The sequence below is a fragment of the Ruegeria sp. AK4 genome (genome assembly GCF_056541025.1).
Genome location: NZ_JBQFXS010000005.1, coordinates 216641 through 239542, shown reverse-complemented (window position 1 = coordinate 239542; position 22902 = coordinate 216641). Strand labels below are relative to the sequence as shown.

The 22902-nt window shown below is 61.5% G+C and carries 25 protein-coding genes; 8 read left to right on the top strand and 17 right to left on the bottom strand.

Annotated elements, in window-relative coordinates:
* Positions 1 to 2 precede the first annotated feature (2 nt).
* From ACR0EZ_RS11720 to ACR0EZ_RS11700, 5 genes are all read left to right on the top strand, one after another.
* The gene (locus ACR0EZ_RS11720) at positions 3 to 1124 is read left to right on the top strand and encodes a DNA polymerase III subunit delta' (protein WP_480613206.1); all 1122 of its coding nucleotides are present in this window, start codon (positions 3 to 5) and stop codon (positions 1122 to 1124) included.
* On the top strand, positions 1121 to 1927 hold the full coding sequence (locus tag ACR0EZ_RS11715) for a TatD family hydrolase (RefSeq protein WP_480613205.1): 807 nt from the start codon (positions 1121 to 1123) through the stop codon (positions 1925 to 1927). Before ACR0EZ_RS11720 ends, ACR0EZ_RS11715 begins: the two co-directional genes overlap by 4 nt.
* Positions 1924 to 2721: an MBL fold metallo-hydrolase gene (locus ACR0EZ_RS11710; protein WP_480613203.1), complete on the top strand. Its 798-nt coding sequence runs from the start codon at positions 1924 to 1926 to the stop codon at positions 2719 to 2721. The genes ACR0EZ_RS11715 and ACR0EZ_RS11710 overlap by 4 nt, the downstream gene beginning before the upstream one ends.
* Positions 2722 to 2775: 54 nt before the next feature.
* Positions 2776 to 3708 (top strand): AEC family transporter, encoded by a 933-nt coding sequence (locus ACR0EZ_RS11705; protein ID WP_480613201.1) that lies wholly within the window; start codon positions 2776 to 2778, stop codon positions 3706 to 3708.
* Between the two features lie 62 nt (positions 3709 to 3770).
* The gene (locus ACR0EZ_RS11700; RefSeq protein ID WP_480613199.1) at positions 3771 to 4478 is read left to right on the top strand and encodes a CbiX/SirB N-terminal domain-containing protein; all 708 of its coding nucleotides are present in this window, start codon (positions 3771 to 3773) and stop codon (positions 4476 to 4478) included.
* Positions 4479 to 4512: 34 nt separating this feature from the next.
* On the opposite strand, the gene ACR0EZ_RS11695 is transcribed toward ACR0EZ_RS11700, so the two are convergent.
* From ACR0EZ_RS11695 to ACR0EZ_RS11675, 5 genes are all read right to left on the bottom strand, one after another.
* Entirely contained in the window at positions 4513 to 5499 is a 987-nt protein-coding gene (locus ACR0EZ_RS11695; RefSeq protein ID WP_480613197.1) for a GGDEF domain-containing protein, read from the bottom strand.
* Entirely contained in the window at positions 5496 to 6083 is a 588-nt protein-coding gene (locus ACR0EZ_RS11690; RefSeq protein WP_480613195.1) for a heme NO-binding domain-containing protein, read from the bottom strand. The genes ACR0EZ_RS11695 and ACR0EZ_RS11690 overlap by 4 nt, the downstream gene beginning before the upstream one ends.
* Positions 6084 to 6174: 91 nt before the next feature.
* Positions 6175 to 7734 (bottom strand): trimethylamine methyltransferase family protein, encoded by a 1560-nt coding sequence (locus tag ACR0EZ_RS11685; RefSeq protein WP_480613193.1) that lies wholly within the window; start codon positions 7732 to 7734, stop codon positions 6175 to 6177.
* A 120-nt stretch (positions 7735 to 7854) separates the two neighbouring features.
* The gene (locus tag ACR0EZ_RS11680; RefSeq protein ID WP_480613191.1) at positions 7855 to 8547 is read right to left on the bottom strand and encodes an HAD family hydrolase; all 693 of its coding nucleotides are present in this window, start codon (positions 8545 to 8547) and stop codon (positions 7855 to 7857) included.
* Positions 8548 to 8572: 25 nt separating this feature from the next.
* Positions 8573 to 8857 carry a DUF3572 domain-containing protein gene (locus ACR0EZ_RS11675; RefSeq protein WP_480613189.1) on the bottom strand — a complete coding sequence of 95 codons (285 nt, stop codon included), beginning with the start codon at positions 8855 to 8857 and terminating at the stop codon, positions 8573 to 8575.
* A gap of 89 nt (positions 8858 to 8946) precedes the next feature.
* Between ACR0EZ_RS11675 and ACR0EZ_RS11670 the strand changes: the two genes are divergently transcribed.
* A complete protein-coding gene (locus ACR0EZ_RS11670; RefSeq protein ID WP_480613187.1) occupies positions 8947 to 10347 on the top strand; it encodes a diguanylate cyclase in 1401 nt (466 codons plus the stop codon).
* 5 nt (positions 10348 to 10352) lie between these two features.
* On the opposite strand, the gene ACR0EZ_RS11665 is transcribed toward ACR0EZ_RS11670, so the two are convergent.
* The 4 genes from ACR0EZ_RS11665 to ACR0EZ_RS11650 are packed head-to-tail and all read right to left on the bottom strand — an operon-like array spanning position 10353 to position 12248.
* A complete protein-coding gene (locus ACR0EZ_RS11665; RefSeq protein ID WP_480613185.1) occupies positions 10353 to 10826 on the bottom strand; it encodes a periplasmic heavy metal sensor in 474 nt (157 codons plus the stop codon).
* Positions 10823 to 11167, bottom strand: coding sequence for a hypothetical protein (locus tag ACR0EZ_RS11660; RefSeq protein WP_480613183.1), 345 nt, complete (start codon positions 11165 to 11167; stop codon positions 10823 to 10825). Before ACR0EZ_RS11660 ends, ACR0EZ_RS11665 begins: the two co-directional genes overlap by 4 nt.
* On the bottom strand, positions 11160 to 11774 hold the full coding sequence (locus ACR0EZ_RS11655) for an RNA polymerase sigma factor (RefSeq protein WP_480613181.1): 615 nt from the start codon (positions 11772 to 11774) through the stop codon (positions 11160 to 11162). The genes ACR0EZ_RS11660 and ACR0EZ_RS11655 overlap by 8 nt, the downstream gene beginning before the upstream one ends.
* Before the next feature lie 6 nt (positions 11775 to 11780).
* The gene (locus tag ACR0EZ_RS11650) at positions 11781 to 12248 is read right to left on the bottom strand and encodes an EF-hand domain-containing protein (RefSeq protein ID WP_480613179.1); all 468 of its coding nucleotides are present in this window, start codon (positions 12246 to 12248) and stop codon (positions 11781 to 11783) included.
* 223 nt (positions 12249 to 12471) lie between these two features.
* Between ACR0EZ_RS11650 and ACR0EZ_RS11645 the strand changes: the two genes are divergently transcribed.
* On the top strand, positions 12472 to 12870 hold the full coding sequence (locus tag ACR0EZ_RS11645) for a DUF983 domain-containing protein (protein ID WP_480613177.1): 399 nt from the start codon (positions 12472 to 12474) through the stop codon (positions 12868 to 12870).
* 8 nt (positions 12871 to 12878) lie between these two features.
* Positions 12879 to 13580 (top strand): NUDIX hydrolase, encoded by a 702-nt coding sequence (locus ACR0EZ_RS11640; RefSeq protein WP_480613175.1) that lies wholly within the window; start codon positions 12879 to 12881, stop codon positions 13578 to 13580.
* Between the two features lie 4 nt (positions 13581 to 13584).
* Here ACR0EZ_RS11640 and ACR0EZ_RS11635 read toward each other — a convergent pair whose 3' ends face one another.
* From ACR0EZ_RS11635 to ACR0EZ_RS11600, 8 genes are read right to left on the bottom strand one after another with little or no spacing between them, the layout of a single operon-like run.
* Complete coding sequence (locus ACR0EZ_RS11635; RefSeq protein WP_480613173.1) at positions 13585 to 15252, bottom strand: ribonuclease J; 1668 nt, start codon at positions 15250 to 15252, stop codon at positions 13585 to 13587.
* Complete coding sequence (locus ACR0EZ_RS11630) at positions 15249 to 16028, bottom strand: type III pantothenate kinase (RefSeq protein WP_480613171.1); 780 nt, start codon at positions 16026 to 16028, stop codon at positions 15249 to 15251. Before ACR0EZ_RS11630 ends, ACR0EZ_RS11635 begins: the two co-directional genes overlap by 4 nt.
* Positions 16029 to 16039: 11 nt before the next feature.
* A complete protein-coding gene (locus ACR0EZ_RS11625) occupies positions 16040 to 16789 on the bottom strand; it encodes a biotin--[acetyl-CoA-carboxylase] ligase (protein WP_480613169.1) in 750 nt (249 codons plus the stop codon).
* Positions 16790 to 16843: 54 nt separating this feature from the next.
* Complete coding sequence (gene nuoN, locus ACR0EZ_RS11620; protein ID WP_480613167.1) at positions 16844 to 18286, bottom strand: NADH-quinone oxidoreductase subunit NuoN; 1443 nt, start codon at positions 18284 to 18286, stop codon at positions 16844 to 16846.
* A gap of 15 nt (positions 18287 to 18301) precedes the next feature.
* Positions 18302 to 19846, bottom strand: a complete 1545-nt coding sequence (locus ACR0EZ_RS11615; protein ID WP_480613165.1) for an NADH-quinone oxidoreductase subunit M — start codon at positions 19844 to 19846, stop codon at positions 18302 to 18304.
* A complete protein-coding gene (gene nuoL, locus ACR0EZ_RS11610; RefSeq protein ID WP_480613163.1) occupies positions 19846 to 21990 on the bottom strand; it encodes an NADH-quinone oxidoreductase subunit L in 2145 nt (714 codons plus the stop codon). Before nuoL ends, ACR0EZ_RS11615 begins: the two co-directional genes overlap by 1 nt.
* Positions 21991 to 21996: 6 nt before the next feature.
* Positions 21997 to 22302: an NADH-quinone oxidoreductase subunit NuoK gene (gene nuoK, locus ACR0EZ_RS11605; RefSeq protein WP_005984024.1), complete on the bottom strand. Its 306-nt coding sequence runs from the start codon at positions 22300 to 22302 to the stop codon at positions 21997 to 21999.
* Complete coding sequence (locus ACR0EZ_RS11600) at positions 22299 to 22871, bottom strand: hypothetical protein (protein ID WP_480613161.1); 573 nt, start codon at positions 22869 to 22871, stop codon at positions 22299 to 22301. The genes nuoK and ACR0EZ_RS11600 overlap by 4 nt, the downstream gene beginning before the upstream one ends.
* Positions 22872 to 22902: the final 31 nt, after the last annotated feature.

The following is a 22902-nucleotide window of genomic DNA, read 5'->3' as shown; positions in this document are numbered from 1 at the left end:
AGATGAGCGACGATACCCCAACCCCGGATCAGGCCCCCGGCGCACCTCACCCACGTGAAACCACCCGTTTGTTCGGGCAGGACGCGGCGGAACAGGCGTTTCTGACGGCGTTCAACTCGGATCGCCTGCATCATGGCTGGTTGCTGACGGGGCCGCGCGGGGTTGGCAAGGCGACCCTGGCCTGGCGGATCGCGCGGTTCCTGCTGGCGACGCCCCCGGCGGATGATGGCGGGCTGTTTGGTGCGCCCCCACCCCCTGAAACGCTGGATATCGACCCCGAACACCCGGTCTCGCACCGCATTCTGGCAGGGGCGGAACCGGGGCTGGCGGCGATCACCCGTTCGCTGAACGATCAGGGCCGGTTGCGAAACGAGATCGTGGTCGATGACATTCGCAAGCTGGGCAAATTCTTCGGCCTGTCCTCTGCCGATGGCGGTCGCCGGGTGGTGATCGTGGATGCGGCGGACGAGATGAATGTCAGCGCTGCAAACGCTCTGCTGAAAATGCTCGAAGAACCGCCCGCGCGGACAACGCTGCTGCTGGTGTCGCACCAGCCGTCACGCCTGTTGCCGACGATCCGGTCGCGCTGCCGCACCTTGCGCCTGTCCGCTCTGGGGTCCGAGGACATGCAGGCCGCGCTGTCCCAGACCGGGGCCGAATTGCCGGGTAAGACGGACCATCTGGCCGCCCTCGCCGCCGGATCGGTGGGTGACGCGGTGCGCCTGATCAATCTGGGTGGGCTGGAGATTTACGCCGAACTCATCGCCATTCTGGGCACCCTGCCCCGCATGGATCGCCAACGCGCGCTGGCCCTGGCCGAAACCGCCGCCCAGCGCGGCGCGGCGGAACGGTTTGACCTGTTGCTGACGCTGATCGACGTGGCCCTGTCCCGGCTGGCGCTGACCGGGGCAACGGGGGCACCCCCACTGCCCGAGGCCGCCCCGAACGAGGCGGAAACGCTGACGCGCCTGTCCGCCTCACCGCATCAGGCCCGCCGCTGGGCCGAGGTTGCGGCGACAATCACAGCCCGCGCGCGCCATGGTCAGGCGGTGAACCTTGACCCTGCCGCTCTGGTCCTAGATACGGTGTTCAAGATACAGGAAACCGCCGGTCAGAGCAGATGAGCGACACCCCCCAGATCACCGACAGCCATTGCCATCTGGATTTCCCCGATTTCGAAGGGCAACTGGACCAGATCATCGCCAACGCCGCCGAAGCTGGCGTTACCCGTATGGTCACGATCTGCACCCGCTTGCGCAACGAACCCACCGTCCGCGACATTGCCGAGGCGCACGCGCCGGTCTTCTACGCCGCAGGCACCCACCCGATGAGCGCCGCTGACGAGCCGATGGCAACGGTGGACGAACTGGTCGCCCTGTCGCAGCACCCGAAATTCGTCGGCATCGGCGAAAGCGGGCTGGATTATCACTACACCGCCGAAAGCAAGGACATTCAGCAGCAATCCCTGCGCATCCATATCGAAGCGGCCCAGCGCACCGGCCTGCCCCTGATCATCCACGCCCGCGCCGCCGATGACGACATGGCCCGCATCCTGACCGAAGAATACCGCAACGCGCCCTATTCCTGCGTCATGCACTGCTTTTCATCCTCGGGCGAACTGGCCAAAGCGGCCCTGGACCTTGGTTTTTTCCTGTCCATGTCCGGCATCGCGGCTTTTCCCAAAAGTCAGGAACTGCGCGACATCTTCGCCAGCGCCCCGGTAGACCGCATTCTGGTCGAAACCGACGCGCCATATCTGGCACCACCACCGTATCGCGGTAAACGCAACGAGCCTGCCTATACGGCCCACACGGCACGCAAAGGGGCCGAGGTGTTCGGCATGGACTACGCCGCCTTCGCGGCCCAGACGCAATCCAATTTCGAGCGGCTGTTTTCGAAAGCGGCCCACTACAAGGCCGCTGCATGACCCAATTGCGTTGCACCATTCTGGGCTGCGGATCATCCGGCGGCGTTCCCCGTCTGGGCGGTCAATGGGGCGCATGCGACCCCAATAACCCAAGAAATATCCGCCGCCGCTGCTCGATGCTGGTGGAACGGGACGGGCCCGAGGGCACGACCTCGGTTCTGATCGACACCTCGCCGGACATGCGCAGCCAGTTGCTGGACGCGGGAACCGGGCGGTTGGATGGGGTGGTCTATACCCACTCGCATGCGGATCACGTGCACGGCATCGACGACCTTCGAATGATCGTCTTCAACATGAAGACGCGCGTTCCGGTCTGGGCCGACGGCGACACGCAAAACGCGCTGCTTGGGCGGTTCGGTTACGCGTTCATCCAGCCCGAAGGCTCACCCTATCCGCCGATCCTTGACCTCAAATCCATCGACGGTGCGTTTGAAGTGGACGGCCCCGGCGGCCCGATCCCTTTCCACCCCTTCAAGGTCAATCACGGCTCGATAGACTCTTTGGGGTTCCGCCTGGGAAAACTCGTCTATCTGCCTGATGTCGCTGAGATTTACGACAACGCCTGGCCCGAGATGGAGGGGTTGGATTGCCTCATCATCGACGCCCTGCGCCGCGCGCCGCACCCCACCCACGCGCATCTGGAAAAGACTCTGGGGTGGATCGAGGAACTGCGGCCCCAGCGCGCCATCCTGACCAACATGCATATCGACCTCGACTATGCCACGGTCGAGGCCGAGACACCCGACTACATCACCCCCGCCTATGACGGCATGGTGATCCATCAGGCGCTGTAAGGCCCTGCCCCGCGCCTGCCGGATATCGTCAGCGGCACAGCCAGCGGGGGCGGCATGCTTCAGAACCTGATCAACGTCATCCTGCCGGTTTTTCTGGTGATCGGTGCCGGCTATGCGGCGACACGCTCCGGGTACTTCAAGGAAGTCCACGTTGACGGGCTGATGAAGTTCACGCAGGGCTTTGCCATTCCCTGCCTGCTGTTTCTGGCGATTGCGCATCTGGATCTCAGCGCAAGTTTCGATCCCCGCCTGTTGGCCAGCTTCTATTCGGCGGCAGCCTTGTGTTTCACGGTCGGCCTGTTCGGCGCACGCATCATCTTTGGCCGGGATTGGGAGGATTGCGTCGCGATCGGGTTCTGCTGCCTGTTCTCGAACTCGGTCCTGCTGGGCCTTCCGATCACCGAACGCGCCTATGGACCGGAAAACCTGACCGGGAACTACGCGATCATCGCCTTCCATTCGCCCTTCTGCTACGGCGTCGGAATCACGGTGATGGAGGTTGTCCGCAACCGGGGTCACAGCGGCGCGCATATGGCCCGGTCGGTTCTGTCGGCCATGTTCAAAAACGCGCTGATCCTGGGTATCGGATTGGGGTTTGTGGTCAATCTGTCCGGTCTGACCATCCCGGCCGTTGTGGACGAGGCACTGGAACTGGTGACACGCGCGGCGCTGCCGGGGGCGCTGTTTGCGCTTGGGGGTGTTCTAGTCAAGTACAAACCCGAAGGCGATCTGCGCACCATCGCCTATGTCTGTTGCATCTCGCTGATGCTGCATCCCAGCCTTGTCTGGCTGTTTGGCAAATCCGTGGGGCTGCCGCAGGACCTGTTCCGGTCCGGCGTGCTGAACGCAGCGATGGCTCCGGGCTTCAACGCCTATATCTTCGCTTCCATGTATGGTCGGGCGAAGCGGGTTGCCGCCTCATCCGTCCTGCTCGGGACCGCCGCTTCGATATTGACCGTCTGGCTCTGGTTGACCCTTCTGGGTTAATCACGGTTTGACTTTTGTGTCCGGCGACACATCTTTCGCGCACTCAGACAGGAGACCCGCGCATGCCGCATGCCATTATCGTCGCTCATGGCCAGCCCTCGGACCCGGACCCGGCCGAGGCAGCCCTTGCGTCTTTCGCGGCCAAGGTCGACGCGCTGGCCGGGTCGGTTTCCGTACACTCGGCCACCCTGGCCGCGCCCGGCGCGCTTGAGGCGCAAATGGACAACCTGCCAGAGGGGGCCGTGATTTACCCTCTGTTCATGGCCAAAGGGTGGTTTGTGACCAGCGCGTTGCCGAAACGGATCGGCGACCGCAATCTGCGCATCCTCGACCCGTTGGGCATCGACCCGGACCTGCCCCGGCTGGCGGCGGATGCCGTGCGTGACACGGCGGCGGGGCTGCAATGGGATGTGGCCGCGACCGATCTGGTGATCGCTGCGCACGGGTCTGGCCGCAGTCGAAACCCCTCTGCCGTGGCCAACGCGTTTTCGACCCGGTTGGGCCAGTTGCTTACGCTCAAATCCATCCGCGTGGGATTTGTTGAGGAGCCGCCCTCCATCGCTGACGCCGCCAGTGGCACCGGAGAGAACGCCCTCTGCCTGCCTTTCTTTGCGTGCGTCGGAGGTCATGTTCTGGACGACATCCCCGAGGAACTGAACCGGGCGCATTTCACAGGCCATGTGATGCCGGTCGTGGGCGAATTGCCCCCGATCCAAACCCGGATTGCCGAAAAACTGCGGCGCGCGTTTTCCGAAGGCGCGCGCGCCTGACTGCGGCATCGGTTCTGCGATGGGTCACACAACGTCATGCGCTGGACAGGGTCGAATGCAGCCGGTGGCGTGATCGCCCAGCGCGTTTGGCCTGATACAAGGCCTGATCCGCCGCCTTCAACATCGCCGCAGCATTTGGCTGTTTGAATTGGGTCGACAGGGCCATGCCGATGCTGGCAGAAATCCGGCAGGTTTCACCCTGAACGACCACCGGCTCCTGCAGGCGCGTGATGATGCGGTCCGCAATCGCGGCAAGCACAGTTTCGTCGTTCAGGTCTTTGAAGAAAATCACAAACTCATCACCCCCGGCCCGGGCCACCATGTCGTTGCCGCGCGTTTCCTCGACCATGATCCGGGCAGCGTTTTGCAGAACAAAATCACCTGCGGCATGTCCCAACCTGTCGTTCACCGATTTGAAGAAATCCAGATCCAGGTTCATCAGCGCAAAACTCGAATTGGCCGAAATCAAATGCCCCAGCATGTGATCCATGGCGCGCCGGTTCTTTATCCCCGTCAGCGTGTCGGTATATGCCTGCTCTTCCGCCGCAAGCATCGCGCCTTGCAGGCGCAGGTTCAAGGATCGCGATGCCTCCATCGCGGCTGATTTCGCCTCGACCAGATACAGCAGTTCGATTGCCAGATCGGTGCCCGAGAAATCGGCGCTGGTCAGCGCGTAATCGCGCACTGCGTCCAGTATCGAAATCCCGAACGACAGGTTGATCACCGCCCCGCCCCCATCGGGTAGCGGCGCGACCAGACCCTTAAGCGCCGTGCGCGGTTCATCAAGGAACTTCAAGTGCACCCGCGCCCCGGCCATCGACATGAGTGCAGGCATCGTTGTCACCGCACGCGGGCGGATCAGTTCGAAAACATCCAGAAAGTTCCGGCCGATCAGCACTGTATCAGACCGCAGTTTCTGCAGCGTCGGACCGGCCTGCCGGATACAGCCGCCGTCATCCACCAACACGAACATCGGGCAAAGCGTTTCCAGCAAACCGGCAAGCTTATCCGATTGCATCATCCGTTCCGCGCCCCCAGATCGAAATGACGCCCCTCGGCAAAAGCGCTTTCGACCAGCATGACCGAGATCACCTCGGCCTCGCCCTGTACCCCGTCACGCGACAGCATCACCAGCGCCCCGTAGTCGTCCGCCATAGCCCGCAGCACACCGACCATGACGCTGGAATAGCCCGGCAGACCGGGAAAGCAGAGAAGTTGGAATTCGGCGGCGTTCAGCTCCCGCAGTTCAAGGGCAGGCAGTGCAAGGTCCGAGACCGCCAACCTTACCCGATCCGCCAGATCATCCAGCGAGTGCAGAAACTCCACATAAGTCACCCCGCCAAAGCGCAGAAGACGGCGCAGCCCTTCCGTGTTCGGGTGCGACACAAGGTAGGTGCCAAGATCCTCGAGAATCTCTGCCTGCGGGCGGTTCAGGTCGTCACTCAGCGCCGTCAGAACCCGCGCCGATACCGCATCGTCATAAACCAGCATGGCTTCAAATTCGGTAAAGCCAAGACCTGCCGCCCCGGTCACGCGCTGCCAGCAGGGGCGCCCGTAGGTTGCGCAGACAAACGACTGTAGCGCCCGATTGATCAGACCATGCATCAGATGCCCCGGATTGGTTACGCCCCCAATCTGGCCCGACAATCCTTAACAAAACGACAAGCTCTGCTCGGATATGCGAAGATTTTGAGTGTCAGAAATCCGTGGGCGCGCCGCCTTCGGCTTTGCGCCGTTCCACGAAGTCCGCCAGTTCCTCGCGAATGGCGTCATCCATCGGCGGGGCCTCGAAGCTGGTGATGATTTCCTTGAACATGTGATGCGCGCGTTCCGCCGTCCAGATACCGCCGGCCGCGTCCCAGCCCTCGTAGTTCTTCCAGTCGCTGAGGAACGGCTGGTAGAACGCGGTGGTATAACGGTCTTGCGTGTGCTGGATGCCAAAGAAATGACCGTCATTACCGACCGAGCGAATGGCGTCCAGCGCGATCTCATCCGGGCCGGTCGCTGTCAGTTCAGGGTCCATATACCGCTGAATTTGCTGCAGGATTTCACAATCCATAATGAACTTCTCGGGGCTGGCGATCAGCCCGCCCTCAAGCCATCCCGCAGCGTGGTAAACGACATTCGTCCCCGACTGCACCGCCGCCCATAGCGAGTTCGATGTCTCCCAAATCGACTGCCCATCCGGTACATTCGCGGCACATACGCCCGAGGACCGCATCGGCAGGCCATAGTACCGCGCCATCTGGCCGGTCATCTGGGTCGAACGCATATATTCCGGCGTTCCAAAGGCCGGTGCACCGCTTTTCATATCCACATTCGAGGTGAACGTGCCGATCACCGAAGGAGTACCCGGCCGCACATACTGGAACAGCGCAATCGCGCACAAGGCCTCGGCCAAAGACTGGGCAACCGCGCCCGCCATGGTCACCGGGGCCATCGCTCCGGCCAGCGTGAACGGCGTCACCACCACCGCCTGCCCCCGCCGCGCCAGACGCAGACAGCCGTCGATCATCGGATGGTCATGCTTCAGCGGCGAGGTTGAGTTGATGTTGGTGTACATCCGGGGGGTTGCCTCGAACTCTTCGTGGCTCAGGCCGCCCGCGATGCGGACCATCTCCATCACGTCTTCGACGCGCTCCTTGCCAAGCGAATAGGCGTGCATCACCTTGTCCGTCAGGGTCAGCTTGTCGTAGAGCACGTCCAGATGCCGGATACTGGCGTGAAGATCCACCGGCTCAACCGGATAGCCGCCTGCGAAGTGGATACAGTTGAAATACTGCGTGAGCTTCAGCAGATTTCGGCACATCTCGCGATTGCCGGGAACTTTGGTTCCGATCTCCATGTCCCAGTAATTCGGCGGAGAGGACACGTTGCCGAACAGCAGGTTCTTACCGCCGATCTCGATCTTACGGTTCAGGTTGCGCGGCGTGATTGAAAACTGACTTGGCGCTTTCGCCACCATTTCCATCACGAAATCGCGGCCCATGCGCACGTTGTCACCGTCTATGATGCACCCGGCCTGGCGCAGAATTCCGATGGCCTCTTCATTGTAGAACTCGACACCGATCTCTTCGAGGATGCGCATCGCGCCATCGTGGATCGCCTCGACCCCCGCTTGATCCAACGGCTCGGTGGGTCGGTCGATATTGACCGGCGGGTTCCAGGGCATCTGATCGATGGCAGCGCTACCCCGACGCGCGGCTGCTCCGGCACGCCCGCCGCCACGACGTTTGCGAGTTGTGGTGTCAGCCATCATCACCTCCTGCTTTTGCTTTCCTTCAAGCAAGCCCCGAAGCGGGGCAGCAGGCCGCTCTGTCTGCGACAGGTTGTGTCGGTTTTCTAACCTGACTCGCCGAATTTCAGCTTCGTGCGGTCAGTTTTGCGCCAGCCATGCCGGGATATGCCCGATATCCGGCAGCACGACATCCGCCATCGGGGCCAGCGCTTCGGCCTCGGCCAGTCCGGTCAGCACGCCGATTGTGGTCATTCCGGCGGCCCGCCCGGCCTGAAGGTCGTGCAAACTGTCGCCGACCATGGCAATTCGGGCCGGATCGACGCCGATATGGGTCGCGAAAGCCAGCAACTGGCCGGGTCCGGGCTTGAACCCGTGGCCGCTGTCATACCCGGCGATAAAGTCGAAATGCTCTTTTATCCCCGCCGATTCCAGATGCTGCAGCGCCGGGTGTTCACTGTCATTCGTCGCCACACCCAGCCTGATCCCCGATTCCTTCAACCCTTCCAGAAACGGCCCCAAGGGCACAGCAGGCGCTTGCGGCGCGGCGGCGGCTTCCTGGTTCATCAACGCGATCAGCTCAGCGCGGTCGATGTCCTCAAGATGCGGATGCAGGGCTTCGGCAATTTCCTCGACCGTTCCGGCGATCACGACGCTGTCGGGCGCGTAATGCTCGCGCTCAAAGTTGAAGCCGATAGCCTGCCCCAACTCGGCGGCGCGCGCCGTGTCGTTGTCGGACAGGCGCAGCAGCAAGGTGCGCGCGAAGGTGCCCCATGTGTCGGCAAAATCAAACAGCGTGCCGTCCTTGTCGAACAAGATCGCTTCGATGGGCATAAGGGGGCTCCTGCGGCAGTAAGAGTTAGGTCCAGTGGATATCCGCGCCGCCCGACAAAACCGCCCGCGCCTGTGCGGGCTGGTCATAGGCGACTGCGTTGGCGTCACAAAACGCCATGATCCACGAATCGTCAAGCATCAGGAAATCCAGCACCGAGGCCATGAATTCCGGCTCGGCCGCCCGGTCGCGCAGATCGCTTGCAGTCAGTCCGGTTGAGCCCAGGAAAACAGGCAGAAGTTCCTCATTCCCGACCAGCCAGCCCAGAGCTTTCAGGGCCAGCGTTTGCGCAGAATCGTCGGAGATGGACATTAATTTTTCCCGGATCGCAGGCTTGGAAAGGGTTTGTTAACCAGACTCATAAACACTTTGTTCACGCATGCAATCAATGGTGAGCAACTATGTCCGTGCAGGGAACCATCCTCGTCCTCGACGGGGTATCGACAAATCGCATCATGCTGAAGGTTCAGCTGACGGCGGCGTGGTATCACGTGGTTCAGGGGGAAAAACTGAAAGGCCTGCCAGCCCTTCTTCGGCGCACCCGGCCCGATCTGGTGCTGACCGCCCAGACCTTGCCCGATGGAACGGCGGCAGAGGTCAAGAAGATGATCGCTGATGAACCGGACCTTGCGGATGTTCCGGTCGTTGCAATCGCGGTTCAGAATGACAAGGGTGCAAGGCTGCGGGCCTTGGCCGATGGGCTGGACGATGTGCTGGTTCACCCGTTCAAGGACACCTTGCTGCTGGCGCGCATCCGCAGCCTGTTGCGGGCTCGTGCCGACACGCAGGAGCTGCATGTCAAAGACGGCCCGCAATCGATCGGTTTTGCGGAACCCGCTGCCGACCTGATCGCCCCACGCAAGCCTGCACATGTGGGTATCCTGACCAACACGGCGCGCACCGGCGCGGCATGGCTCAGGGCGCTGAACGGGCAGTCGGGCCGCAACCTGACCTGGTCCACCCAATCCGACCTGCGGGGCGTTTTGTCTGGCGCGGTGCCGGACGCGATTGTGGTCGAGCTGGACGCAGACCCATCCTGCCTGCGCACTCTTGCCGATCTCAGATCGCGCGGTGCCACGCGGAACACGGTTCTGATCGGGGTGCTGCAGGACAACAACGCCGCCCGCGCGGCCGAGGCTTTGGACCGGGGCGCAGATGCCGTCTGCCTGGGCGGGTTCTGCGGGCAGGAAGTGTTGCTGAGGCTGGAAAACCAGATCGCCCGCAAAGCGCGGATGGACCGTATGCGGGCCTCGTTGAAAAAGGGTATCGCGGATTCGTGGATCGACCCGCTGACCGGCCTCTACAACCGGCGCTACGCGATGCACGAACTGAATCTGATCGCACGCCAGTCGGTCAAGACCGGTCGAGGGTTTGCCGTCATGCTGGCCGATCTCGATCATTTCAAAGCCATCAATGACAGTTTCGGTCACGCGGGCGGCGACCTGGTTCTCAGCCAGGCCGCCGCGCGTATGCGGGACGTTCTTGGCAAAACAGGCTTCGTTGCCCGTATCGGCGGGGAAGAGTTTGTGATCGTGGTGCCGAGCACGTCACGAACCAAAGCCCTGAAACTGGCCGAGGCTCTTTGCGCCCGCATCTGTGAAAAGCCGTTCCATCTTCCCGATCACCACGGCTCGGTTGATGTCACCATCAGCATCGGGCTAAAAATGTCCGCCCCGGCTTTCCTGTCCCAAAACAGCGCGCCGGAACCTGCCGAAGACCTTTTGAAATCCGCCGACAAGGCGCTTTATGCCGCGAAAAAGGCCGGGCGCAATCAGGTCTGGATCAGGCAAAACGCCGCCTGATCCGGTCAGTCCTTTTTCTTGTGGCCACGCGGGCCGCGATCCACGACCTCTTCCAATCGATCCGCATAGGCCTGACGTTCCGGATCGCTCATGTCGGTCACGCGGTCCAGCCACTGGGTTTGCAGAGCCACCTGCAGATCGGCCATGGATTGCGCCTGCTGCTGCAACAGGTTTTCAACGGCAGCCGGATCAAACGGCACCGCGCGCAGGGCCTGACTGAGTTCCTGAAAGTCCTGCTTGCGGTTTTTCGAACCCTTCTTGTGCAGCCCCGACAATTCGCCGCGCATCGCCTTGCGATCCTCTTTGGGCAGCGCACGGTACAGGGCCGAGGCAAATCCCGGCGGTGACTTGGCGTGATCACCGCCCTTCAGCCGCAGCGCTGTTCCAGCCGCCATACCGACAATCAGAAGGTTCAGGGCCAGTGAAACGACCAGTACAATCGGCATCCAACGCCGTTTCGGTTTGGGATCAGCGCTCATTCCGTGCTCTCCAGAAAGGTGGTGTCGAACCCGAGGTCAGCCACCAGATACGAGGTGTCCTGCGCGGTCAGAAGACCTGCGGGGTCAGGCAGAAATCCAGGGGCCGAAAAGCCGATCCAGATGCCCGCCGCACTGGCGGCAACCAGTCCGCCCATGCCCTGCCAGCCTCCGATACTGTTCAGAATGCGGATCCAACGCGGCTGGCGCGCGGTTCTGAGACGCCCCAGCCGAACCGCTTCGGCATCGGTCTGGATGCGCTCGGCCAGATCATCCGGCAGCGCCGGGCGATCCTGCCGGGCCTGGGCAAACAATTGATCCAGTTCCATGTTGTCATCAGCCATCGTCATACCCCAGTTCGTCCTTACGCCCGGCCAATATGGCCGCCAATGCCCGTTTTCCCCGCGCCGTCAGGCTTTCGACCGCTTCTACCGAAATGCCCATGATCCCGGCAATCTCGGGGTTGGGCAATTCCTCGATATGGCGCAGGATCACCGCTTGCCGTTGCCGGTCAGGCAGTTGCGACAGCGCAACCTGCAGCGCGTCCTTGCGCGCCGTGTCCTGCATCCGGTCGACCACGCTGGCCGCGCCGTCCTCGGGCTCGGGCACGTCCGACAATCGGTCGGGGGCCTTCTTGCGCTTGCGGTCGACGCACAGATTCAGCGTCACCCGGTAGAGCCAAGTCGACACTTTGGCCTGCCCCGTAACCCAATCCGGTGCCATCTGCCACAGCCGCATCATCGCGTCCTGAGTCACATCCTCGGCCTCGGCCCGGTTCCCGAGCATGCGCAGCGCGACAGAATAGCTGCGCGGCCCCAGACGGTCGGTCAAAATCCGCGCGGCCTTTGCGTCGCCATCGGCAAAGCGCCCCAGCAACACATCGTCGCTGAGGTCGTTCGCGGCGCAATCCGCACCGCGAACCTGTTGCAAGTGGGAGGTCAGATCCTCCATCCCGCATCAGTTGTCGTCAGAGCCCGCCTTGGCACGCTTCTTGTGATGCCGGCCCATCTTGTCCTTCGCATCGGCAAATTCCTGCTCTGAGATGCCGCCACTGTTATCCGCATCCATCCGATCAAACATCTTGTCAGCCCGGCGCGGCTTGGGCAACTCATCGTCGCTCAGAAATCCGTCGCTGTTGGCGTCATACTTGTCGAACATCTTCGTGACCCGGTCGTTTGCCTTTTGCTGGGCCGCCGCCTGCATTTCCTCGACGCTCAGCTGGCCGTCGCCATCGGTGTCGGCCTGCGTGAAACGCTGGTTGCGATGCGCCAGCATTTCTTCCTGTGTCACCTGACCGTCATTGTTGGCGTCCAGTTCCTGAAACGAAACCGGCTCGCGGTCTTTCGGGCCTGCGGCCAAAACGGATGTGCCTGTGACTGCGACCGCCGAAAGAACAATGGCCGTGATGAATTTCGAGCTTTTCATATCGGTTTTTCCCTTGTTGACGCGACCTGATTGCCGCTGCTCATACCCATTCAAACGCGGCGGGGCCGGGTTTCCGTCGCCAGTATCTCAACTTTTTCGAAACGGCCCCTGTCGACGCTCACAAGAGTTTTCCCGTTCGGGGCGATGCAAAGCGACGCACCCCCCTTTAATATTGGCCAAAACAGGCGCAATATCCGGCAAAGATGAACGCGCGAGTTATATTATGACGGATCAGACGATCGACACCACGGACGGGACAGAGCGCCAGACATGGCCCGCTCTGGTCAAGGGGTTTCGGTGCAAATGCCCCAAATGTGGCGAAGGCAAGCTGCTGCACAGCTACCTGAAGGTCAACGATTCCTGCTCGAACTGCGGGCAGGAGCTGTTTCACCATCGCGCCGATGACGGGCCGGCCTATCTGACGATTCTGCTGGTCGGTCACTTGCTGGCACCGGCGCTGCATGTGTCCTATGTGCATTGGCGGCCTGATCCGTGGACCATGGCCATCGGCTTTTCGATCGGCTGCGTGGCCTTGTCGCTTTTCCTGCTGCCGCGCCTGAAAGGGGCGGTTGTTGCCTATCAGTGGGCCCGGCGCATGCACGGGTTCGACAAGGCCTCGTGACCACAGGCATGACACCAGACAAAACCGCAATCCGCAATGCAGCGACGGTGATCGTGCTGCGCGACCGACTGACCGATCCGTCGATACTGATGGGTCAGCGCGGTGCAAAAGCGGCGTTCATGCCGAACAAGTTCGTGTTCCCCGGCGGTGCGGTCGATCCGGAAGACGCTGGCGTGCCGCTCGCTTCGCCGCTTCCGGCGCTTTGCCACGATCGGCTGGGTGAACAATCGCAGCCCGGTCTGGAACACGCCCTTGCCATCGCGGCAATCCGCGAGCTTTGGGAAGAGACCGGCCTGATTCTGGGCCAGCCGGGTGCATGGCAGGGCGACGCGCCCGATGATTGGGCCAGCTTCGCCGCGCTTGGGTTTCAACCCTCGGCCGAGGCGCTGCAATTCGTTTTCCGGGCCATAACCCCGCCCGGTCGCCCCCGCCGCTTTGATGCGCGGTTCTTTCTGGTCGATGCCGGGGCGATTCAGGGCGATCTGGATGATTTCAGCCGCGCCTCGGACGAGCTGTCGCATCTGCAATGGGTCAAACTTGACCGGGCGCGGGATTTCGACCTGCCCTTCATAACCGAGGTCGTTCTGGCCGAAATCGCAGCCCGGGTGACGACCCCCGAGCCGCCCGATTCCGTCCCCTTCTACAAGAATGAGGACGAGCAGAACCTTTTCCTGCGCCTAAAAGGCTATCCCATGCCGCAGGCCGACTAAGTGGTCACCTCATCCGGCTGATCACCACGGTGACTTCGGGTTTTTTGCCAATCTCGGTCTTGGCAGTCTGGCGCACGATCCGGCGCATCGCCTCTTCCAGCTTGTCGTCATCGCGCAGGGTTTTGGCATCGGCCCGCATCAGGAATTGGTTCAGATCCTCTTCCAGCACCTCAACCAGCGCGGCGCGGGAGGTGCCGGTTTCCGGCAGACCCATCGTATCGCACCAGGGCTCGCCCAGCGGCTCATCCTCATCATCCAGAATGACCGTTACCGTGACGTGGCCGTTCAGCGCCATGCGGATACGATCCCGAACTATGCCATCCAGCGCCCCCACTTTGACGGTGCCATCCAGATAAGTCCGGCCCGTTTCGACGTAATCCACAACCCGCGGCGCGTTCCCGGTCAGGTCCAGCATGGTGCCGTTCACTGCCAGAATGCCGGTGCGGCCGCCGGCCTCGGCCAGTTTGGCGTGTTCGCGCAGATGACGGTGTTCGCCGTGCATTGGGATGACCATTTGCGGATCGACCAGCGCATGTACCTTTTCCAGATCGGGCCGGTTGGCGTGGCCCGAGACGTGATACAGCCCCGAGCTGTCATCCACGACATCCACACCCTTTTCGCTGAGCTGGTTGATGATGAAGATCACGCCGCGTTCGTTGCCGGGGATGGTTTTTGAGGAAAACAGGAACAGGTCGCCCTCTTTCAACTCGATCCCGCGATACTTGCCGCGTGCCAGCTGCGCGCTGGCGGCGCGGCGTTCGCCCTGGCTACCGGTGACGATCAGCATCAGGTTCTGGCGTGGCAGGTCTACCGCCTCTTCCGCGCTGATCACCTTGGGAAAGTCCGACAGGATGCCGGTTTCCGTCGCGGCCTCGATCATCCGGCGCATCGCGCGGCCCAGCAGAACGACGGACCGCCCGGCCCGCTGGCCTGCCTCGGCCAGTGTTTTTACCCGCGCCACGTTCGAGGCAAATGTGGTCGCCACCACCATCCCCTCGGCACCTTCGACCAGTTTGGTAATCTCGGGGCCGACCTCGGATTCCGAGCGTCCTTCATGCGGCGAGAACACATTTGTGCTGTCACAGACCAGCGCTTTGACGCCACTCTTGGCGACCTCGGCCCACAGATCGGGGTCGAACGGCTCACCCACTACGGGGTTTACGTCCAGCTTGAAGTCCCCTGAATGCACGATCCGCCCTGCCGGAGTGTCAATAACCAGCGCCGCGCTTTCGGGGATCGAATGCGAAACCGGCAGGAACCCGGCGGTGAAGGGCCCCACCGAGACCTGCTCGGGCCAGCCCGAAACCGTACGCACGGCGTCTTCGGGGTGGCCGTGTTCTTCCATCTTGCGGCGCGCGATGTTGGCGGTGAAGGCGCGGGCATAAACCGGCGCGCCGAGCGCGTCATAGCAATGGGCCACGGCACCCACGTGGTCTTCGTGCGCGTGGGTGACAAAAACAGCCTCGAGCCGGTCGGCGCGTTCCTGCAGCCACGCGATATCGGCGTGGATCAGGTCCACCCCCGGCGTTGTGTCCATGTCGGGGAAGGTCACGCCCAGGTCCACAAGGATCAGCCGTTCCTGCCCCGGCTTGCCATAGCCATAGACATAGGCGTTCATGCCAATTTCGCCCGCTCCGCCCAGCGGCAGGTAGATCAGTCGTTCACTGCTCATGTTGAGCCATTTTCCTTATTGTAACGATGGATCACGGTCAGGCCATGCATCGTCAGATCATCTTCGATAACGTCGAACCCAACGTCGGCCTGATCGAACAGCGGGGCGAGCCCGCCGGTTCCAACGACTTTCATCGGCATCCCGAATTCGGCCTTGATGCGGGCAATCAGCCCTTCGATCAGACCGGAATATCCCCAATACACGCCGGATTGGATACAGCCAACCGTATTTGTACCAATCACTTTTTCGGGCCGGGTGATGTCGATATGCGGCAGCGCCGCTGCGCCCTGATGCAGTGCTTCCAGGCTCAGGTTCACCCCTGGCGCGATGATGCCGCCGACATAGGCCCCGTCCGCTGCAACAACGTCGAAATTCGTTGCGGTTCCAAAGTCCACGACAACCGAATTCCCGCCGTGGCGGTCGAACGCGGCGACTGCATTGGCCAGTCGATCCGGTCCGGGGACCGTGCCCTCATCAACCCGAGGCGGGACCGGCAGCAGGCAATCGGGCTTGCCCACGACCAGCGGTCTGCAGCCAAAGAACCGATCCGCAAAGATCCGCAGATTGAACACAACCCGGGGCACGGTGGACGAGATGATGACATCGGTGATGTCCGCTTCGATCCCATAGTGTTTCACCAGCGTCGAATACCACGTGAAGTAGGCATCCGCCGTACGCGAGTGGTGGGTCGAGGTGCGCAGCGTGCACAGGAACCTCTCACCGTCCCAGATCGAGAAAACCGTATTTGTATTGCCGCAGTCGATGGCCAGAAGCATCTGAGCCCCCTTCAGAAAAACACATCCGCCGCCGGTATGCTGACGCGGCCTTTTGCGGTGTTTAGGACAAGGTTGCCCCCGGCGTCCACCGTTTCAAAGGTGCCGACGGTTTCTGACGCTGCGGTCCGGGCGGTGATCACCTCGCCCAACCGGGCGGCGCGCGCCAGCCACGCGGTGCGGATCGGTTCGAACCCGTAGGTGGTGAATTGCGTCTCGTAGTCGGCATAGGCGGCGGCGAGTTCGGTCAGAAAATCCTCGGCGCTCGCATGCGCGCCGGTCTCGGACAGCAGCGACACCGGGCGGACGGCACCGGGTTCGAGCATGTCGGCTCGGGGCGCTTCGGATAGGTTCACGCCGATGCCGATGGACAGATGCGTCACACCCCGCCCCTGCCCGGTGCTTTCCAGCAGGATACCAGCCAGCTTGCCGCCGTTCAGCAACACGTCATTGGGCCATTTCAGCGACAGGCCCGCCGCACGCCCGGTCACGGCCACACACGCATCGAACAGCGCCAAGGCCGCCACGAAACTGCGCAGCGCGGCCTGCTCGGGTTCGCCGGTGGGGCGCATCAGCAGAGTCGCGGCAAGGTTGCCCTTGGGGTTCGCCCACGCCCGCCCGCGCCGTCCGCGCGCGGCGGTCTGGTGATGCGCCATGATCCAGACCGGTCCCTGGGCCGTGGGCGCAAGGCGCGCGGCTTCGTTCAGGGTGCTATCAACCTCTTGCAGCACATGCAGGCCGTAGCCTTGGGGCCATTCGCTCATGTCAAAAAGGCCCGGTCCAAAGACCGAGCCCCCTGCGTTTGACGTTTCAGGACATCAGTTGACAAGTGTAGCCGCCGCTGCTGCCGCCGCACCTTCGACGCCGAACTGATAGAAAACACCGATCAGCATAAGCGCGGCCGATCCCATCAGGGCGACCCACAGAACCGGGGTCGAATAAGTTTCGATCGGGTCCTCGTTTTCCTCGCCGAAATACATGTAGAACACGATCCGCAGATAGTAGAAGGCACCGATGACCGAGGCGATGGCCGAGACGATCACCAACCCGGTCAGGTCCGCGCTGACACCCGCTTGCCAGACGCCGAACTTGGCGAAGAAGCCCAGCATCGGCGGCACGCCTGCAAGGCTGAACATCAGGATCAGTACCGCCAGCGCCTTGCCCGGATCGCGTTTCGAATACTGCCGCAGCGCATCGATATCGGTGACGGGCTTGCCGTCACGTTCCATCATCAGGATGAAGGCGAAGGTGCCGATATTCATCGTCACGTAGATCGCCAGATACATCAGCATCGCCTTGACGCCCATCTCGGTCCCGGCGGCAAGGCCGATCAGCGCGTAGCCCATATGGGCAATCGACGAGAACGCCATCAGCCGTTTGATGTCGCGCTGACCAATCGCGGCCACGGCCCCCAGCAGCATCGACAGAACCGAAAGCAGAACGATCACCTGCTGCCAATCCTGGATGATGCCGCCAAACGCGTCATGCATCAGGCGCGCGAACAGTGCCATCGCGGCAACTTTCGGCGCGGTGGCAAAGAAGGCGGTGATCGGGGTGGGCGATCCCTCGTACACGTCCGGGGTCCACATGTGGAAGGGCACGGCGGAAACTTTGAAGGCCAGACCCGAGATCAGGAAGATCAGGCCGAACAGCAGGCCGAGAGAGACGTCTCCGTGATGAACCGTCGCGATGATGCCCGAGAACAGCGTGGTGCCGGTAAAGCCATAGACCAGCGAGGCACCATACAGCAGCAGGCCCGAACTCAGCGCGCCCAGCACGAAGTATTTCAGACCGGCCTCGGTCGATTTTGCGCTGTCGCGGCGCAGCGCAGCGACGACGTAGAGCGAGAGCGACTGCAGTTCCAGCCCCATATAAAGCGACATCAGATCGCCCGCACTGACCATCATCATCATGCCCACAGCCGCCAGAGCCACCAGCAGCGGATACTCGAACCGCAGCAGATCGCGGCGCGCCATGTAATCCTGGCTCATCACCAGAACCGCCGCGGCAGACAGCAGGATCGCAACCTTGGCAAAACGCGAGAACCCGTCATCTACGAACATCCCGTTGAAGGCCACGTTGGTCCCGCCGCCGTTGGTGGCGATCCAGAACGACAGCAGCGCCATCAGCCCCGCCGTGGTCCAGACCAGAACCGGCGCAAGCGCGTCCTTGGTGGTATAGACAGCCCCGATCAGAGCGGCCATCGCATACACGGCCAGAACGATTTCCGGCAGGATTATTGTGAGATCAGCCTGGATCATGCCTCCAAAGCTCCCTTAATGCGAGGCGGCCGTCTGGGTCGCAGCCTCAGCCGCGGCCAGAGCCGTGTCATAGTTCGAAATCAGCGCGGCGGTCGAATTGCCGATCACATCCGTCACCAGCGACGGATAGACCCCCAACAGGATGGTCATGATGATCAGCGGGGCGAAGATCAGTCGCTCGCGCGAGCTCATGTCGGTCATCGCCTTCAGGCTTTCCTTGATCAGATCGCCAAACACCACGCGGCGGTACAGCCACAGCGCATAAGCCGCCGAGAAGATCACGCCTGTCGCGGCCACCGCCGTCACCCAGGTGTTGACCTGGAAGGCACCCATCAGGGTCAGGAATTCGCCGATGAACCCGGATGTGCCCGGCAGGCCCACATTGGCCATGGTGAACAGCATGAAGACCAGCGCATAAGCGGGCATGCGGATCACCAGACCACCATACGCTTCGATATCGCGGGTGTGCATCCGGTCGTAGATCACGCCGACACACAGGAAGAGCGCCGCCGAGATGAACCCGTGGCTGAGCATCTGGAATATCGCGCCGTCGATGCCCTGCTGGTTCGCCGCGAAGATGCCCATGGTCACAAAGCCCATATGCGCGACCGAGGAATAGGCGATCAGCTTTTTCATATCCTCCTGCACCAGCGCCACCAGCGAGGTGTAGACAACCGCAATCGCCGACATCCACAGCACCAGATCGGTCATCACAGCCGAGCCCACAGGGAACATCGGCAAGCTGAACCGCAGGAAGCCGTAACCGCCCATCTTCAACAGGATCGCCGCCAGCACGACCGAGCCCGCCGTCGGGGCCTGCACGTGCGCATCCGGCAACCAGGTATGCACCGGCCACATCGGCATCTTCACCGCGAAGGACGCGAAGAACGCCAGGAACATCAGCGTCTGCATGCCGCCGACGATATAGATGCCCAGCACGCTGAACCCTTCGGACGAGAAGTGATGCAGCATCAGCGCCTCGATATCCGTGGTGCCCGCATCCGCATACATCGCGACCATCGCCACCAGCATCAGCACCGAGCCGAGGAAGGTATAGAGGAAGAACTTGAAGCTCGCGTAGATACGGTCCTTGCCGCCCCAGATGCCGATGATCAGGAACATCGGGATCAGGCCTGCCTCGAAGAACAAGTAGAACAGCACCAGATCCAGCGCCATGAACACGCCCAGCATCAGCGTTTCCAGCAGCAGGAAGGCCACCATGTATTCCTTGACGCGGTCCGTCACCTGCCAACTGGCCAGAATGGTCAGCGGCATGATGAAGGTCGTCAGCAGCACGAACAGAACGCTGATGCCGTCAACGCCCATTTTGTATTTAAGGCCCAGCAGCCACTCGCCTTCCTCCACCATCTGGAAGCCGGTGTTCGAGGGATCAAAGCCCGTGTAGATGCCGATCGAGACAAAGAAAGTCACAGTCGTTGCCAGCAGGGCAATCCACTTGGCATTGCGCTGCGCAGCGGCATCGTCGCCATGCAGGAACAGGGCCAGAATGCCTGCTGCGATAGCGGGGATGAAGGTGACAATAGATAGGATATTGTCCATTAGTGCGCGCCTCCGCCGATCGACATCCAGGTGACAAGGGCGGCTAGCCCCAAGACCATCCAGAAGGCGTAAGTAAAGATGTACCCGGTCTGCGCCTTGCCTGCGAGGCGGGTGAAGAAGGGAACAACGCCCATCGCAACCCCGTTCAGGAAGCCGTCGATGGTATTGCCATCGCCGCGCTTCCACAGGAACCGGCCAAGCGCCACGGTGGGCTTGACGAAGATCGCGTCATAGATCTCGTCAAAATACCATTTGTTCAGCAGGAACAGGTAGAGCGGACGCTGGTTCTGCGCCAGCCGCGCGGGCAGAGAGGTGTTCACGATGTAGAACCAATAGGCCACCACAAACCCGAGCAGCATCGCAACAAAGGGCGAGACCTTGACCCATTTCGGAGCCGCATGCGCGTCGTCCAGCACATGGTTGTCCGGGCCCATATAGATCGCGCCCTCGCCCGGTTCGCCGACAAAGGCATAGTGATGATCGCCGCCATGGGCGTCTTTCTCACCATGACCGTCATCCGCGTGGGCTTCGTCATGGCTGTCGTCAGCGTGGCTGTCATCGCCATGCGATGTGTCGGCGGCGTGGTCTCCGGCCTCGGCATGTTCCGACGCTTCCGCAACCGGAATGCCGTAGAACTTGCCGACCTTATCCGCGTGACCGAAGAAGTTGCTGTACCAGATCATCCCGGCAAACACCGCGCCCAGAGACAGGACACCCAGCGGGATCAGCATGGAGATCGGGCTTTCATGGGCGTGGTCATGAGTATGCTTGTCGCCCCGCTCTTCCCCATAGAAGGTCAGGAAGATCAGCCGCCAGCTGTAGAACGAGGTAAACGCCGCCGCGATCACCAGCATCGAGAACGCATAGCCAGTGCCACCGGCAAAGGCGCTTTCGATGATCGCATCCTTGGACAGGAACCCGGCGAAGCCAATCTGGGTCAGCGGGATACCGACGCCTGTAATGGCCAGCGTACCGATCATCATCGCCCAGAAGGTATAGGGGATCTTCTTCCGCAGACCGCCATACTCGGTCATCTCCTGCTCATGATGCATCGCGTGGATCACCGAACCGGCGCCAAGGAACAGCAGCGCCTTAAAGAACGCGTGTGTCAGCAGGTGGAACATCGCTGCCGAGTACATGCCGACGCCAGCGGCTACGAACATGTAGCCCAGCTGCGAACAGGTCGAATAGGCGATGACGCGCTTGATGTCGGTCTGCACCAGCCCCACGGTCGCGGCAAAGAACGCGGTCGAGGCCCCGAGGAACGTGATGAACCCGGTCGCGCCCGGCGCGAACTCCATCAGCGGCGACATGCGGCAGACAAGGAACACACCCGCGGTCACCATGGTCGCGGCGTGGATCAGGGCGGACACAGGCGTCGGGCCCTCCATCGCGTCGGGCAACCACGTGTGCAGGATCAATTGCGCCGATTTGCCCATCGCGCCGATGAACAGCAGTACGCAGATGACTTCGATGGCGGTCCATTCACCCCACAGGAAATGCAACTGCGTTTCCGAAAGCGTCGAGGCCGAGGCGAAGATGTCCGAGAAGTTGATGCTGTCGGTCAGGAAGAACAGCGCGAAAATCCCAAGCGCAAAGCCGAAGTCACCCACGCGGTTCACGATGAATGCCTTCATCGCCGCCGCATTGGCCGAGGGTTTGCGGTAATAGAATCCGATCAGCAGGTACGAGGCGACGCCCACGCCCTCCCATCCGAAGAACATTTGCACAAGGTTATCCGCCGTCACCAGCATCAGCATGGCGAAGGTGAAGAAGGACAAATAGGCAAAGAAACGCGGCTTATAGCTCTCGCCTTCGCGCCACTGCGGGTCGTGATCCATGTAGCCGAAGGAATAGAGGTGCACGAGCGCCGAGACGGTCGTCACCACGATCAGCATGATCGCGGTCAGCCGGTCCAGACGCACCGCCCAGCTTGTCGACAGCGAGCCGCTTTCGATCCAGCGCATGACCTCGATCTGTTGCGTCACCCCGTCGAAGGTGAAGAACACGATCCACGACAGCAGACAGGCCAGAAACAGCAGGCCCGTGGCGGTCCACATGGCGGCTTTCTCGCCAATGAATCGCCAGCCAAAGCCGCAGATCAGCGCGCCCACCAGCGGGGCAAAGAGGATGGTTGTTTCCATAGTCCCTTACCCCTTCATCATATTGACGTCTTCAACCGCGATGGTGCCACGGTTGCGGAAGAAGCAGACCAGAATGGCCAACCCGATCGCCGCCTCGGCCGCCGCCACGGTCAGCACGAACAGCGTAAACACTTGCCCGACCAGATCGCCGAGGAAGCTGGAAAACGCCACGAGGTTGATATTCACCGCCAGCAGCATCAGTTCGATGCTCATCAGCAGGATGATGACGTTCTTGCGGTTCAGGAAGAGACCGAAGATGCCGATGACGAACAGCGTCGCCGCGACCGTAAGATAGTGTTCAAGTCCGATCATAGCTTCGCTCCTGGCGAGTCGGGGTAGTAGAGTTTGCAGCCGCAAAGAGGGTCAAAACGATCCTTTTTGGGTACTTTTTTGCCGAGGTCATCCAACAACAGTGGCTCTAGGTCTTCGTCGATGGTGACCTGATCTGAATACGCCGACAGATGGGTTCTTAACTCGGCAAGAGTCGAGCCTTCTGTGAGTGAAAACGGACTATTGGGCTCTAAAAACGAAACGGGTTCCCGTCCAACAAGGTTGCACGCCGAGTCCAACTTTTCGATTGACCATTCTTCAAAACTGAAAACGCGCATTACTTCACGTGAAGCGCAGTCTCCGACGATCACGTCGATGACTTGGCCTTTGCCATGGTCAATCACTTGATAAAAACGAGAACCGCCAAGAGCCATTGCCGCCCCAGTTTTTAAGCGGTCCCGTATTCCAACATTCGACATTTCGCAGCGTTGACCAATAACAACAGGTTCGCTTGAAACCCGCGCTTGGCGGTTATCTTTCCGTTTCTGGGCATTGCTCGGCTCTTCTATGGAGCAGGCAAAAGCCTCTCTCGCGTCAAACGAAACGCCCATGGCTAACGAAGCCAAGACTATGAGCTTGGAA